Origin of the sequence: Nocardia sp. NPDC051750 (assembly GCF_044453135.1) — a bacterium.
GTDB lineage: Bacteria > Actinomycetota > Actinomycetes > Mycobacteriales > Mycobacteriaceae > Nocardia.
Genome location: NZ_JBITCK010000007.1, coordinates 19,485 through 33,024, shown reverse-complemented (window position 1 = coordinate 33,024; position 13,540 = coordinate 19,485). Strand labels below are relative to the sequence as shown.

The following is a 13,540-nucleotide window of genomic DNA, read 5'->3' as shown; positions in this document are numbered from 1 at the left end:
AGATGAACGAATCCGCCCATCGATTATTGCCCATCGACGGCGCCGGCCCCGCGCCGGACCATGGATCCGGCGCACGTCTGAGACACTAATGTGTCGCGCCCGGTCGCGCTGCCGGTGGGATATCCGCCGCCGCGCGGTGGGTGACCGGCAGTGGTGCTAATTTTGAGATCCCGGTGAGGCGGCAATCACCGGAGCAGGAGGGTGTGTCGTGTTGGAGAGTGTGTTCGGGATACACCCGACGATCCTCCTGGAATTACTGACCATTCCGCTGTTCACCGGAGTCATCGGGTACATCACCAACTGGACCGGTGTGCTGATGCTGTTCCGGCCGATCGCTTTTCACGGAATCCGGGTGCCGGGGTTGCAGTATCTGTACCCGTATCTGCCCAAACGGATCCAGATCCTGCCGCTGCTCAGCCACGACGGCCGCTTCGGCTGGCAGGGCATCGTGCCGTCGCGGGCCGACAAAATGGCCAGTATCGCGGTGGACAAAGGACTTTCGAAGCTCGGCAGTGTCGCCGATTTCTATCGGGAACTGGAGCCGGACGCGCTCGCCGAGCATCTCGCGCTGACCGCCGAATCCCAGATCCGCGATATCGTCGAGAACATCCTGCGCCGCGAGCACCCGCAGCTCTGGTACAACCTGCCGACTCAGCTCCGCGAAGCGGTCCACGATCGGGTGCGCCGGCAACTACCGGATATTCTGCGCGAACTCACCGGCGAACTGGGTGCCAACATCGACCAGTTGCTCGATGTCAAGCAAATGGTCATCCGCTATTTCCAGGCCCGCCCGCAGTTGCTGAATCAGCTGTTCCAGGTGCTGGGTGCCAAAGAATTGCGGTTCATGCAGAATTTCGGTCTCTATTTCGGCGCCCCGATGGGTGTGGTGCTGGTCGGGATCCTGCATGTGACCGGATGGCCGACGCTGGCGGTACTGCCGATCGGCGGGGTGATCATCGGCTGGGTCGTCAACTGGGTGGGCCTGAATATGATTTTTGCGCCCGCCGAACCGAAATGGTGGTGCCCGTGGCGGCAGGGCCTGCTGATCAAACGGCAGAACGAGATCACCGACGGTTACGCCGAACTCGTCTCCACCCAGGTGATGACGGTGGCCAATATCGGCGACGAACTGCTCAACGGGCCCAAATCCGATCGCACGCTGCAGATGCTGGAGGACACCCTGCGCCCGGCCGCCGATCGCGCCCTGGGTCCGGCCCGCGGTGCGGTGAAACTGGTACTCGGCAGCCGCGATTATCAGTCACTGACCCAGACCCTGACCTCGGAGGCGATGGCCATCGCGCCGCTGGCGTTCGCCGACGCGGATTTCAACGAACGGCAGGGCAAGCAGATCGGCGCCTATATCGCCAAGCAGATGTCGGAGCTGTCGCCGAACGATTTCGTCGATATGCTGCGGGCGGCCATCAAGCAGGACGAATGGCTGCTGTTCGTGCACGGCGGTGTCCTGGGCTTGTTCGCGGGATACGCGCATATCCTGGTCTTCGGAACGGGGGTGGCGACCACATGGCTGTGAACAAGGAACCACCGGAGATCAGCGAACCCGACAGCGCCGGCGGGTCCGGCAGGCCGATCGGGCCCGTCGCGGCGGTGCGTGCCGTGGGCGGTATCGCGCGGGTCGCAGCGTCGGTGGTGTCCGGTACGGCGCGCTGGGGTGTGCACACGGCACTCGATGTCACCGAGACGGTGGTGCGCGGAAGTATGGCCGGAGAACCACAGGCCCAGGTCCGCACCGAGGCGATCGGGCAGGTCCGTGAGGCGCTGCGCCTGGCACTCGGGGTCACGGCCGCGGAACCGTCCGCTACCGCCTCGCCGACCGAGCGGTCGCTGCGGGAACAGGGCGCGGCGCTCCTGCGGCTGGCCGCCAGCACCCGGGCCCCGGACGAAGGGCATCCCGCGTTCGCCCGGGTCCTGGCCGAACTCACCTCCGACGAGGCCCGCATTCTGCGGCTGCTGCGGCTCGACGGGCCCCAGCCCACCGTGACCCCACGCGGGGGTCGTTCGTCGCGGCGCACCCGCAGAGGGACGGAACCACAACCCGGGCCGGACGATCTCGGCGTGAGCATGATCGGTGAGCACGCCGGACTGCGGCATCCCGATCGGACACAGCGCTATCTGACGAATCTGCGCCGCATCGGCCTGATCGAGATTCTGGGCGAACCCGTGGGCACGCCGGAGCGCTATCAACTCCTGGAAGCTCAGCCGGCGGTCGCGGAAATGCTGAAGCCGACCGGCGGACGGGGCAAACTCCGGCATCGCGGGATCGCCCTCACCACATTCGGTGCCGAATTCGTACAGGCCAGCCTGCCCATCGCCGGTGAGGACGGGCCCGCAGGCGAAGCCCCCTGATCCTTCCCCGCCCACCACACCTCAGGCCTGGTCGGCGAGTTCCATCCAGCGTTCCTCGGCGGTTTCCTTCTGCGCCTGCACATCTTTCAGCTCGGCGCCCAGGGTGATCAGTTTGTCGGGTTCGGTGGCGGCCTCGGCCAGTGCGGTGTGCAGCGCCGCTTCCCGCTCGCCGAGTTTGTCGATGGCGCGTTCCAGGCGAGCGAGTTCCTTGCGGGCCGCCCGATAGGCCGCCGAATCGGTTTGCGCCGGTTCGGCTCTGCTGTCGGATCCACGGGCGGAATCCCCCGTGGCCATCTCGGCCCGGCGGCGCAGGTACTGGGTGATTCCCCCGGGCAGATTGGTGAGTTTGCCGTCCCCGAACAGTGCCCAGGTGGTGTCGCAGATCCGCTCGATCAGATAGCGGTCGTGGCTGATCACCACCAGGGTCCCGGCCCAGTTGTCCAGCAGATCCTCCAACTGCTGCAGGGTGTCGATATCGAGGTCATTGGTGGGCTCGTCCAGCAGCAGCACATTCGGCTCGGACATGAGGATCCGGGTCAGCTGCAGCCGTCGCCGTTCCCCGCCCGACAGGTCCCGGACCGGGGTGCGCTGCCGGGCCGGGGTGAACCCGAGTCGTTCGGCGAGCTGCCCGGCGGACAGCTCCAGCGCTTTACTGCCCTCCCCCAGCGTGATGCGCATGGCGATCTCCTGCACCGCCTCGAGCACCCGCATCTCGACGGGGAGATCGTCGAGTTCCTGCCGCAGCCAGCCGATCCGGACGGTCTGGCCCTGCACCCGCTTCCCCGCGACCGGGGCGACGTCCCCGGCCAGGGCACGCAGCAGCGTGGTCTTACCCGAGCCGTTCACCCCCACCAGACCGATCCGCTCACCGGGCGCCAGGCGCCAGGTCAGATCGTGCACCAGCTCCCGGCCGTCGGGTGTGGTGAGCGTGGTGTCCTCGAGTTCCACCACCACCCGGCCCAGACGTTTCTTCGCGAACGAGCTGAGCGAGACACTGTCCCGCGGCGGTGGCACATCGGCGATCAGCGCTTCGGCGGCCTCGACCCGATAGCGCGGTTTGGAGGTGCGGGCCTGCGGACCCCGCCGCAGCCAGGCCAGTTCCTTACGCGCCAGATTCCGCCGCCTGGCCTCGGTGGCATCGGCCTGCCGGGCGCGTTCGGCGCGGGCGAACACCCAGTCGCCGTATCCGCCCTCGTAGGTCTCCACCCGGCCGCCCACCACTTCCCAGGTGCTGGTGGCGACGGTGTCGAGGAACCAGCGGTCGTGGGTGACCACGACCAGCGCGCTACGCCGGGCCAGCAGATGTTCGGCCAGCCACTGCACCCCCTCGACATCGAGATGGTTGGTGGGTTCGTCCAGCACCAGCAGATCCAGTTCGCGCACCAGGGCGGCGGCCAGTGCGACCCGGCGGCGTTCGCCACCGGAGAGGTTCGTGACCGAGGTGTCCAGGCCCAGGTCGGCGATCCCGATTCCGTCGAGTACCGAGCGGATCCGGGAATCGGCGGCCCATTCGTGTTCCGCGAGATCCCCCGACGGGGCGTCCTCGGCCAGCCCGGCGAGCACCACTTCCCCGACGGTCGCACCCTGCGGGAGCACCCCGCGCTGCGTGACCACGGCCATCCGCAGCCCGCCGAGCCGGCTCACCCGGCCGCTGTCGGGCTCCTCGATACCGGTCAGCACCTCGAGCAGCGTGGTCTTCCCACCGCCGTTGAGTCCCACCACCCCGATCCGGTCCCCGGCGTGCACACCGAGCGAGACTCCGTCGAGCAGCGGTTTGATCCCGAAACTCTTGCTGACCTGTTCGAGGTTGATCAGGTTGGACATGGATCCTTCCGTCTCCTGCTGCGTGCCGCGCCGATCCGCGGCCCAGGTCAGCCTAATAGGCGCTGCCGGACGCAGCCCATCCGCAGCCCGCGCACGACCGAAGCGAACGCGGAGGCACGCCTGGCAGCTCCCGGCCGACCGCCATCGAGCTCGGTCCCGGACGCCGGACTCGGCGCCGTTGGACGAACCGGCCGGGCACGCCGATGCCCCCACCGGACCTGATCATGCGTCGCCCGAACCGGCCCCGAACGGAATCATGCCCGGCGTGGACCGGGGGCCGGGGGTTCGGGGGCGGGGTGATGCGGTTCGCCCTGGCTCGTGACCCGCGCCCCCGGCACCGGGCCGGTCGCCGTCCGCACACTGCGGGCGACTCCGGCGCCGGACAGTTCTGCCGCGACCGCGACGGCGGATTCGGCGGTTTCGCAGAGGAAGGCACAGGTCGGGCCGGAACCGGAGACCAGCCCGGCCAGCGCGCCCGCCTCCACGCCCGCGCGCAGGGTGCGGCGCAGATCGGGGCGCAGTGACACCGCCGCGGCCTGCAGGTCGTTGCCGAGTAGCGGCGCGAGCTGCCGCGCGTCCCCGGAGGCCAGGGCTTGCATCAGTGCCTGCGGCTCGCCGAGCCGGGGCGGGGAGCCCTGGACGCGGAGCCGGTCGAGTTCGGTGAAGACCTCCGGGGTGGACAGCCCACCCTTGGCCAGCGCCAGGACCCAATGAAAGGCGTTGCGCGACAGCACCGGTAACAGCCGTTCCCCACGACCGGTGCCGAGCGCGGTGCCGCCATGCAGGGCGAAGGGCACATCGCTGCCCAGCTCGGCCGCCACCGCGGCGAGTTCGTCCCGGTGCATGCCGAGTTCCCAGAGTTCGTTCAGGCCGACCAGCGCGGCGGCCGCGTCGGCGCTGCCACCGGCCATTCCCCCGGCCACCGGAATGCCCTTGTCGATGGTGATCTCCACCAGCGGTGCGCGGCCGGCCAGCTGGGCGAGGCGTACCGCGGCCTTCCACACCAGGTTGGTCCGGTCGGTGGGTACCTCCGCGGCGCCTTCCCCGGTGACCCGCAGCGTGAGCGAGTTGGCGGGCGCGATCTCCAGATCGTCGGCCAGGGACAGCGCTTGGAAAACAGTGGTGAGCTCGTGGTAGCCGTCTGCGCGCAGGTCACCCACTCCCAGATGGAGGTTGACTTTCGAGGGTGCCCGCACGGTGACGGGACTGGGCACAACGGACAGCACGGTGCCCTAGCCTAATGCGCGCGGCGGGCCGAAGCCCATCGGAAGACCGCGCACGGCCCGCCCGGAGGCGGCGGCACTCCTGACACCCGCACACCTTTGCCCTGGGCATGCAACCCTTGCCGCAAAGTACCCCCTGGGGGTATATTTGCGATCGGTCCCGATGGGACATCGAGTGCGAAGGAGACGCCATGCCCACCACCAGCACGTACACCGTCACCGGCATGACCTGCGACCACTGCGTCCAGGCGGTCAAAACCGAAATCGGCAAAATCGACGGCGTCACCAGCGTCGATATCGATCTGGCCAGCGGCCGGGTCGTCGTCGCGGCCGGAACCGATATCGCCGCGACCGATATCGCCGCCGCAGTGGACGAGGCGGGCTACGAACTCGCCGGCTGAGTCCCCGGCTGCGCGGCGAGAGCGACGAACGCCGCGGTATCCAGGGTTTCCCCGCGGGCAGTAGGCGCGATCCCGGCGGCCAGCAGCCGTCGCTCCGCCTCCGCGGGGCTACCCGCCCAGCCCGCCAGCGCCGCCCGCAGCGTCTTGCGGCGCTGCGCGAACGCCAGGTCGATCACCTCGAAAACCTGTTTCCGGTGCGATTCGTCCACCGGCCACGGAGATTCGGCGAACCGATCGACCCGCACCAGACCCGATTCCACCTGCGGCACCGGCCAGAACACCTGCCTGCCCACCGAACCGGCCTTGGCCACGGTTCCGTAGAAGCCCGCCTTCACGCTCGGCACCCCGTACACCCGGCTACCCGGCCGGGCCGCGAGCCGATCCGCGACCTCGGCCTGCACCATCACCAGTGCCGTGCCGATACTCGGGAACTCGGCCAGCAGGTGCAGCAGCACCGGTACGGCCACGTTGTAGGGAAGATTCGCCACCAGGGCGGTCGGCGCCGCCGGTAGCATGCCCTGACGGATCCGCAGCGCGTCACCGGGCACCACGGTCAGCCGGTCGGCCAGTGCACCGGCCCGCTCCCGCACCGTCTCGGGCAATTGGCGCGCCAGGACCGGGTCGATCTCCACCGCGAGTACCGAATCCACCACGTCCAGCAGCGCCAAGGTCAGCGACCCGAGACCGGGCCCCACCTCGAGCACCGTATCCGCACGGCCTACTCCGGCCGCGCTCACGATCCGCCGGACAGTGTTGGCATCGTGCACGAAGTTCTGCCCGAGCTGTTTGGTCGGCCGGACGCCGAACCGCTCGGCCAGCTCCCGCACCTGCGCGGGCCCCAGCAGAGCCGCCTCACCACGCGCCATCATCTCGGCATCCGACACCGGGCGAACTTACCAACCCGCCGGGCAGCCACCGGCGAGCGCGGGCTCCGATCGACCCCCTTGGGCGCAACCGGCGGAGTTCGCCGACAGGCTCGCACGCGGCGAAGCCAAGGTCGGAGGTGCCGAATCGCACGACCTCCGCCCGCGTGCGCACACACCGGTTCAATGCAGGCTTCGTGACACCGCAGACACGAAGCCCGCCACACGGAGAACGCACAAGGCGGGGCGAAGGCGACCGTACGCCCGGTGAGCGCCGTAGCCCACATACTCCGGACCGGAGACCGCGGTATGCCTAGCGGGCAGGCATGTCCAGGCTGTGGGAGATAGCGGCCGGAGCGGAATGCGCGCGATCAGCGTGCGCATCGTGCGTGGCGATGGCCGCGCCGGCGCCGGCGATCAGCGCCAGCAGTACGGCAGCGATCGCCACATAGAGCAGGAGCGAGCGTGAGGAGTTGATCCTCGCAAAGGGTGACACGGTCACGGGACGATAACGAAGCCCGGGGGCGAGGACAACCGCAGCAAACCGGCGCGCCGGCCCGATACCGAAGGATCTGAGGTCAGACCGCGCTAGACGAAACGACACCGACTAAACTGTGAGATAAATCACTATCTGCTGGCGGGGTCTCAGGCAGCGAATCCGTATACCCGGCGCGCGTTCGCCGTACTGATCTCCGCCAGTTCGACCGGGTCCTGCCCGCGTATCTCCGCGATCGCCCGCACGGTGTACGGCAGGCAGTACGGCTCGTTCGGGGCGCCCCGGTACGGATGCGGCGTCAGGTAGGGCGCATCGGTTTCGACCAGCAACTGGTCATCAGGCACCACCCGGACCGCCTCGCGCAATTCGTGGGCGTTCTTGAAACTCGCGGTCCCCGAGAAACTCAGCACGTAGCCTTCCGCGACGCAGGACAGCGCCATATTCGCGTCCGACGAGAAGCAGTGGAAGATCACCGTCTCCGGAGCGCCCTCGTCCAGCAGCACGGTCAGCAGATCGTGGTCGGCTTCCCGGTTGTGGATCATCAGCGGCTTACCGATCCGCTCGGCCAGGTCGATATGCCAGCGGAATCCGTCGATCTGGGTTTCGATATCGGCGCACCCCTCGAGCTTGCCCGGCCAGTAGTAATCGAGCCCGGTCTCCCCGACTGCCACCACCCGGGGGTCGGCGGCCAATTTCTCGATCTCCACCCGCGCGGCATCGTCGAGCGCGTTCGCCCGGGTCGGATGCAAGGCCACGGCCGCGTACACCCGGTCGTCCCACTGCGCCGCCTGCACGGCCCAGCGGGCGGCAGCCAGATCGTCGGCAACGGTCACCACCCGGCCCACCCCGACCCCGGCCGCCCGGTCCACCATCTCCGCGACCGAGGCCGCGTCGGTGGCACCGCAGGCGTCGAGGTGAGTGTGGGCGTCCACCAGCGGAGCCAGGGGCTCGGGCAACGGCGGCGCGGGACGCCGGGCGCTCATCGGGCCGCCACCTGTCGCCGGAATATCAGAACCGGCGTGAGCGCGGACCGGGACTTTCGCACGGAGTCACGAAGAGGCACGGTCTTCACAGTAGAGACCGGCGCCCCGGTACGAGACTCCACCTCACCACCCCGACAACGGCGACAGAGACCGGCTCGGTCCGGCCGACGCCTGGACTATCCGGCACGTCAGCCCACGAACAGCCTCGTGCGGCCGCCGTTTCGGCCCCGGCAGCGGCGCGGATCAGCAGTCTGATCGACCGACCCGGGGAAACCGATTCCGGCCCGCCGCAGAAGGCCAGTACCCTTTCATGCCATGAACACGCAGTCGAGTCGGGTTCACTCCGGTCCTCATGATGGAATCGACACACCATGAGCGCAGTCGATCGCCCCGCCTTCTATATCACCACGGCCATCGCGTACCCGAACGGTGCGCCGCATATCGGGCATGCCTACGAGTACATCTCCACCGATGCGCTCGCCCGATTCAAGCGGCTCGACGGGTACGACGTGTTCTTCCTGACCGGATCCGACGAGCACGGCCAGAAGATGCAGCAGACCGCCGCCGCCGAGAACATCTCGGTGGAAGAGCTGGCCGCGCGCAACTCCGACGTGTTCGAGCGGATGGACAAATCCCTCGATGTCTCGTTCGACCGTTTCATCCGCACCACCGACGCCGATCACCAGCAGGCCTGCATCGCAATCTGGCAGCGCATGCTGGACACCGGCGATATCTACCTGGACAACTACTCCGGCTGGTACTCGGTGCGCGACGAAGCGTTCTACACCGAGGAGGAGACCACGCTGCTCGACGACGGCAGCCGTATCTCCACCGAAACGAAGACCCCGGTCACCTGGACCGAGGAATCCAATTTCTTCTTCCGGCTATCCGCCTACCAGGACAAACTGCTCGCGCTCTACGACGAGCATCCGGAGTTCATCGCCCCGGCGACCCGGCGCAACGAGATCGTCAGCTACGTCAAGGCCGGTCTCAAGGACCTGTCCATCTCCCGGACCACCTTCGACTGGGGCATCCCGGTTCCCGAGCACCCCGACCACGTGATGTACGTCTGGGTGGACGCGCTCACCAACTACCTGACCGGGGTCGGCTTCCCGGATGCCGATCCCGCCGCGTTCGGGAAGTTCTGGCCGGCCGATGTACACATCATCGGTAAGGACATCACCCGCTTCCACACCGTGTACTGGCCCGCCTTCCTGATGTCGGCCGGTATCGAACTGCCGCGGCGGGTCTTCGTCCACGGCTTCCTGTACAACAAGGGCGAGAAGATGTCGAAGTCGGTCGGCAATGTCGTCGACCCACTGGAACTCGTCGACACCTACGGGCTCGACGCGGTCCGTTTCTTCCTGCTGCGCGAGATCTCCTACGGCCAGGACGGCAGCTACAGCCACGAGGCGATCGTCTCGCGGATCAACGCCGATCTGGCCAACGAGTTCGGCAACCTGGTCCAGCGCAGCCTCACCATGGTCGCCAAGAACTGCGGTGCCGCGGTACCCACGCCCGGCGAGTTCACCGCCGACGACCGCGCCCTGCTGGACCGCGCGAACGGTCTGCTGGAACGCTGCCGCGCCGAATTCGACGTGCAGCAGATGCATCTGGCGCTGGAGCAGATCTGGCTCACCCTCGGCGAGACCAACCGGTATTTCACCGCCCAGGCCCCCTGGACACTACGCAAATCCGGCACCGAGGAAGATCTCGCCCGGATGGCGACGGTCCTCTACGTCACCCTCGAGGTGATCCGGATCGTGGCGATCCTCGTTCAGCCGGCCATGCCGGGCTCGGCGGCCAAGATCCTGGACCTGCTCGCCCAGCCGGGCCGCGAGTTTTCCGATATCGCCACACCGCTGACCCCGGGCGTCCCATTGCCCGCCCCGGAACCGGTGTTCCCGCGCTACGTGGAGCCCAAAACCGACGAATAGCCGTCCGTCGTACCGGCTGCCGGCGCCGGCGCGGGGCCGGCCCGCCACACGGCAGGGACCGCGCCGGCCGCACACCACGGCCCGCCGGCCCCGACCGTCTGCGCGGCCCGGCCTGACCGCGGGGCGTAGTCGCGCCACGAGGCCGCGATTCGGGCAGCCCGCGGGCCGGCCTGAACCAGATGGAGCCGACTACCCGACGCAGTGCGGGGAACTCGGCCGGCAGCGGGGAAGCCCGGGTTCGCACTCCGATCAGTCCGTGGCGGCGCGGCGGGCGGCCAGAACGGCATCGTAGAGTTCGCGCCGGGATACCCCCGCGACCTCCGCAATCTCCGCGCTGGCGTCCTTGAGTCGCAATCCCGCGGCCGCGCGCGCCTCCACCTGCGCAACCAGATCCTCCGGATCCGCGACAGTCGCGCTCGCGCCTTCCAGTACCACGGTGATCTCGCCGCGGACACCGCCGGCCGCCCATTCCGCGAGCTCGGCGAGGGTGCCCCGCACGACCTCCTCGTAGGTTTTGGTCAATTCCCGGCACACCGCGGCCCGGCGGTCGCCGCCCAGGATCTCGACAGCATCGGCCAGGCATTCGGCCAGTCGGTGCGGCGCCTCGAAGAACACGCAGGCCCGCCGCTCGGAGACCAGAGTGCCGAGCCATTCCTTACGCTGCCCGGATTTGCGCGGCGCGAAACCGTCGAAGCAGAACCGGTCCACGGGCAGCGCCGAGAGCGCGAGCGCCGTCGTCACCGCCGACGGGCCGGGCAGGCAGGTCACCGGCAGCTCCCGTTCGGCACAGGCTGCCACCAGCCGGTACCCCGGATCGCTCACCGACGGCATCCCCGCATCGGTGACAAGCAGTACGGTCCGCCCGGCGGCGATATCGTCCAGCAGCGCGGGTACTCGCGCCGTCTCCACATGATCGTAGAAACTCACCACCCGCCCCCGGATCTCCACACCGAGCGCGGCCGCCAGCGACCGGGTCCGCCGGGTGTCCTCCGCCGCGACGATATCGGCGGAACCGAGCGCCTCCCGCAGCCGCTCCGAGGCGTCCCCGATCTGCCCCAAAGGTGTCGCCGCCAGCACCAGCCCGCCCTGAGTCACCGCACTCCTCCCCGGCCCGGAAGGTCCGGACCTGCGTAATGCAGCCTAATGGGCTGTGTTTTTTGCGCGCTGGCGCGCGCGGGTTCGGGGCCCCCTCGTGTCTCGAACCACCGACGCTGACCACCCGGATGCCGGGAACCGGAGCGGCGTAGAAGGTGGAGTGTGCGGGTTTGCCTCTCCGCATGGCTCGCCCCGAAACCAGGGTCGACACCCCCCTTACCCCGCGACACCAGAGGCGGCGCCAAAAAAACAGCGCCATAGACTCGACGCCGTGACACAGGTGACCGCATCGCGCCCGAGTGCTTCCTGGCGGCCGCCGCGTACTTGGTCGAGCCCCGCGCCGCTGCGGCCCGCGCCCGATTTCGGACCCACCGATACCGTGCGCGGCTGGGTGGTCAGCCTGTTCCTCACGGTGATCGCGGCCATTACGCGGTTCACCATGCTCAACTACCCCACCGACGCCGGCACACCCGTTTTCGACGAGAAGCACTACGCGCCGCAGGGCTGGCAGATGCTGACCGGCGGTATCGAGGACAACCCCGGTTACGGGCTGGTGGTGCATCCGCCGGTCGGTAAACAGATGATCGCGATCGGCGAAGCGCTGTTCGGCTACAACGGCTGGGGCTGGCGGTTCTCCGCGGCGCTGCTCGGCACCCTCCTGGTGTTGCTGGTCGTCCGGATCGTCCGGCGGATGACCCGCTCCACCCTGCTCGGCGCGTTCGCCGGGGTCCTGCTGATCGCCGACGGGGCGACCTTCGTGTCGTCGCGAATCGGGATGCTGGACATATTCATCACCTTTTTCGTCACCGCCGCTTTCGGCTGCCTGATCGTCGATCGTGATCAGGTCCGGGCGCGGCTCGCCCGCGCCGACGCCGAGGGCCGGGCCGATGTGACGCCGTGGGGGCCGCGGCTCGGGGTGCGCTGGTGGCGGTTCGGGGCCGGGATTCTGCTGGGGCTGGCATGCGGAACCAAATGGTCGGGTCTGTACTTCATCGCCGCTTTCGGCCTGATGAGTGTGCTGTTCGATCTGTCCGCCCGCCGCACCTACGGTGTGCGCAAACCGCTGTTCGGGACCGCTGTCCGCGATATCGGCCCGGCCCTGTACGCCCTGGTATTGATACCGCTCGGGGTGTATCTGGCCAGCTATGCGGCCTGGTTCCGGGGCGAAACCGCCGTCTACCGCTATATGACCGGCAACCCCTCGGCTCCCGAGGACGGGATCGGCGCGGGCGGGTTCTGGTCCCATGTGGTCCCCGACGCGATGCGGTCGCTGTGGTACTTCCATTCCCGCACGCTCTCGTTCCACGCCGAGCTCACCAATTCGGCCGGTAACCATCACCCGTGGGAATCCAAACCGTGGACCTGGCCGATGGGTCTGCGCCCGATGCTCTACTACTACGCCGACGACGGGGTCACCGGCTGCGGGCAGACCGAATGCGTCAAAGCGGTCATGCTGATCGGCACCCCGGCGCTGTGGTGGGTCGCGCTCCCGGTGCTGGCGTGGGGGCTGTGGCGCTGGGCGGTGCGCCGCGACTGGCGTTACGCGGCCGTCCTCACCGGCTACGGCGCGGGCCTGCTGCCCTGGTTCCTGACGCTGGACCGGCAGATGTACTACTTCTACGCCGTCACGCTGGCCCCGTTCCTGGTGATGGCGGTGGCGCTGGTACTCGGCGATGTACTCGGCACGACACGACGACCGATCGCCCGAAGTCCGGGCGGTACGTTCCTCCCGGCGGAACCCAGCGAACGGCACAGTCTCGGACTGCTCGCGGTCTGCCTGTACCTCGCACTGGTGATCGCGAATTTCATCTGGCTCTGGCCGATCCTCACCGCCCTGCCCATCACCACCGGCAACTGGCAGGACCACCTCTGGCTCCCCAGCTGGCGCTGAATATATTGCGCCGCCTCCGGCGTCGCGGGCGGGGGCCGGCCGGAGAAATGAAGAATCTGAGCGCTCAGCTGCCCAGCGCTACTTTCACGTAGTGGAGGGCGGCGGTGGCGTCGAGTCCGAGGCGGCGGATGGTGGCGACGTATTCCGCGGCGGCACGGCCGGCGGCGTCGGCTGTCGGGTCGCCGGAAGAGGCGATGAACGTGCCCAGGCGACCGCGGGTTTCCAGGACCCCGTCCTGTTCCAGCTCGCGGTAGGCCCGGGCCACCGTGTTCGGTGCCAGGCTCAGTTGCGCCGCCAGCGCGCGCACCGTCGGGATCTTGGTACCCGCGGTGAGCTCACCTGCCCGGACCCGGGCGATGACGGCGAGTCGTAGCTGTTCGTAGGGTGGGACGCCCGAATCGTGCGACACCGTGATCTCGAACATGGCTCGTTCTTACCGCATCCGGTGCGTCTGCCATCGGAA

Annotated in this window: 12 protein-coding genes; 5 read left to right on the top strand and 7 right to left on the bottom strand. The window is 68.5% G+C overall.

From position 1 onward, the window contains the following. Positions 1-208: 208 nt before the first annotated feature. Positions 209-1,531, top strand: coding sequence for a hypothetical protein (locus ACIA75_RS27975; RefSeq protein ID WP_397109190.1), 1,323 nt, complete (start codon positions 209-211; stop codon positions 1,529-1,531). Next, on the top strand, positions 1,522-2,364 hold the full coding sequence (locus ACIA75_RS27970; protein WP_397109188.1) for an Abi-alpha family protein: 843 nt from the start codon (positions 1,522-1,524) through the stop codon (positions 2,362-2,364). The genes ACIA75_RS27975 and ACIA75_RS27970 overlap by 10 nt, the downstream gene beginning before the upstream one ends. Before the next feature lie 21 nt (positions 2,365-2,385). Here ACIA75_RS27970 and ACIA75_RS27965 read toward each other — a convergent pair whose 3' ends face one another. Together ACIA75_RS27965 and ACIA75_RS27960 are read right to left on the bottom strand one after the other, a co-directional pair. Beyond that, positions 2,386-4,188 carry an ABC-F family ATP-binding cassette domain-containing protein gene (locus tag ACIA75_RS27965; protein ID WP_397109186.1) on the bottom strand — a complete coding sequence of 601 codons (1,803 nt, stop codon included), beginning with the start codon at positions 4,186-4,188 and terminating at the stop codon, positions 2,386-2,388. Positions 4,189-4,442: 254 nt separating this feature from the next. After that, positions 4,443-5,414, bottom strand: coding sequence for a 4-(cytidine 5'-diphospho)-2-C-methyl-D-erythritol kinase (locus ACIA75_RS27960; RefSeq protein ID WP_397109184.1), 972 nt, complete (start codon positions 5,412-5,414; stop codon positions 4,443-4,445). A gap of 188 nt (positions 5,415-5,602) precedes the next feature. Between ACIA75_RS27960 and ACIA75_RS27955 the strand changes: the two genes are divergently transcribed. Further along, complete coding sequence (locus ACIA75_RS27955; RefSeq protein WP_397109182.1) at positions 5,603-5,812, top strand: heavy-metal-associated domain-containing protein; 210 nt, start codon at positions 5,603-5,605, stop codon at positions 5,810-5,812. Here the strand turns inward: ACIA75_RS27955 and rsmA are convergent. The 3 genes from rsmA to ACIA75_RS27940 all read right to left on the bottom strand — a co-directional run bounded on the left by rsmA (position 5,794) and on the right by ACIA75_RS27940 (position 8,154). Next, entirely contained in the window at positions 5,794-6,681 is an 888-nt protein-coding gene (gene rsmA / locus ACIA75_RS27950) for a 16S rRNA (adenine(1518)-N(6)/adenine(1519)-N(6))-dimethyltransferase RsmA (RefSeq protein WP_397110289.1), read from the bottom strand. The genes ACIA75_RS27955 and rsmA overlap by 19 nt on opposite strands. Positions 6,682-6,988: 307 nt before the next feature. After that, positions 6,989-7,171, bottom strand: a complete 183-nt coding sequence (locus tag ACIA75_RS27945) for a hypothetical protein (protein WP_397109179.1) — start codon at positions 7,169-7,171, stop codon at positions 6,989-6,991. A gap of 149 nt (positions 7,172-7,320) precedes the next feature. After that, on the bottom strand, positions 7,321-8,154 hold the full coding sequence (locus tag ACIA75_RS27940; RefSeq protein ID WP_397109177.1) for a TatD family hydrolase: 834 nt from the start codon (positions 8,152-8,154) through the stop codon (positions 7,321-7,323). Between the two features lie 371 nt (positions 8,155-8,525). Between ACIA75_RS27940 and metG the strand changes: the two genes are divergently transcribed. Then, a complete protein-coding gene (metG, locus tag ACIA75_RS27935) occupies positions 8,526-10,091 on the top strand; it encodes a methionine--tRNA ligase (RefSeq protein WP_397109175.1) in 1,566 nt (521 codons plus the stop codon). Positions 10,092-10,340: 249 nt separating this feature from the next. On the opposite strand, the gene rsmI is transcribed toward metG, so the two are convergent. Continuing rightward, positions 10,341-11,186: a 16S rRNA (cytidine(1402)-2'-O)-methyltransferase gene (gene rsmI / locus ACIA75_RS27930; RefSeq protein WP_397109173.1), complete on the bottom strand. Its 846-nt coding sequence runs from the start codon at positions 11,184-11,186 to the stop codon at positions 10,341-10,343. Positions 11,187-11,457: 271 nt separating this feature from the next. Between rsmI and ACIA75_RS27925 the strand changes: the two genes are divergently transcribed. Next, the gene (locus ACIA75_RS27925) at positions 11,458-13,077 is read left to right on the top strand and encodes a dolichyl-phosphate-mannose--protein mannosyltransferase (protein WP_397109171.1); all 1,620 of its coding nucleotides are present in this window, start codon (positions 11,458-11,460) and stop codon (positions 13,075-13,077) included. Positions 13,078-13,141: 64 nt separating this feature from the next. Here the strand turns inward: ACIA75_RS27925 and ACIA75_RS27920 are convergent, their stop codons facing one another. Next, positions 13,142-13,501, bottom strand: coding sequence for a GntR family transcriptional regulator (locus tag ACIA75_RS27920; RefSeq protein ID WP_397109169.1), 360 nt, complete (start codon positions 13,499-13,501; stop codon positions 13,142-13,144). Positions 13,502-13,540: the final 39 nt, after the last annotated feature.

Excerpts from the sequence above, each read along its gene's own strand:
- ACIA75_RS27970 (WP_397109188.1), top strand. The coding sequence starts at position 1,522 with ATGGCTGTGAACAAGGAACCACCGGAGATCAGCGAACCCGACAGCGCC.
- ACIA75_RS27965 (WP_397109186.1), bottom strand. The coding sequence starts at position 4,188 with ATGTCCAACCTGATCAACCTCGAACAGGTCAGCAAGAGTTTCGGGATC.
- ACIA75_RS27955 (WP_397109182.1), top strand. The coding sequence starts at position 5,603 with ATGCCCACCACCAGCACGTACACCGTCACCGGCATGACCTGCGACCAC.
- rsmA (WP_397110289.1), bottom strand. The coding sequence starts at position 6,681 with ATGATGGCGCGTGGTGAGGCGGCTCTGCTGGGGCCCGCGCAGGTGCGG.
- ACIA75_RS27940 (WP_397109177.1), bottom strand. The coding sequence starts at position 8,154 with ATGAGCGCCCGGCGTCCCGCGCCGCCGTTGCCCGAGCCCCTGGCTCCG.
- metG (WP_397109175.1), top strand. The coding sequence starts at position 8,526 with ATGAGCGCAGTCGATCGCCCCGCCTTCTATATCACCACGGCCATCGCG.
- ACIA75_RS27920 (WP_397109169.1), bottom strand. The coding sequence starts at position 13,501 with ATGTTCGAGATCACGGTGTCGCACGATTCGGGCGTCCCACCCTACGAA.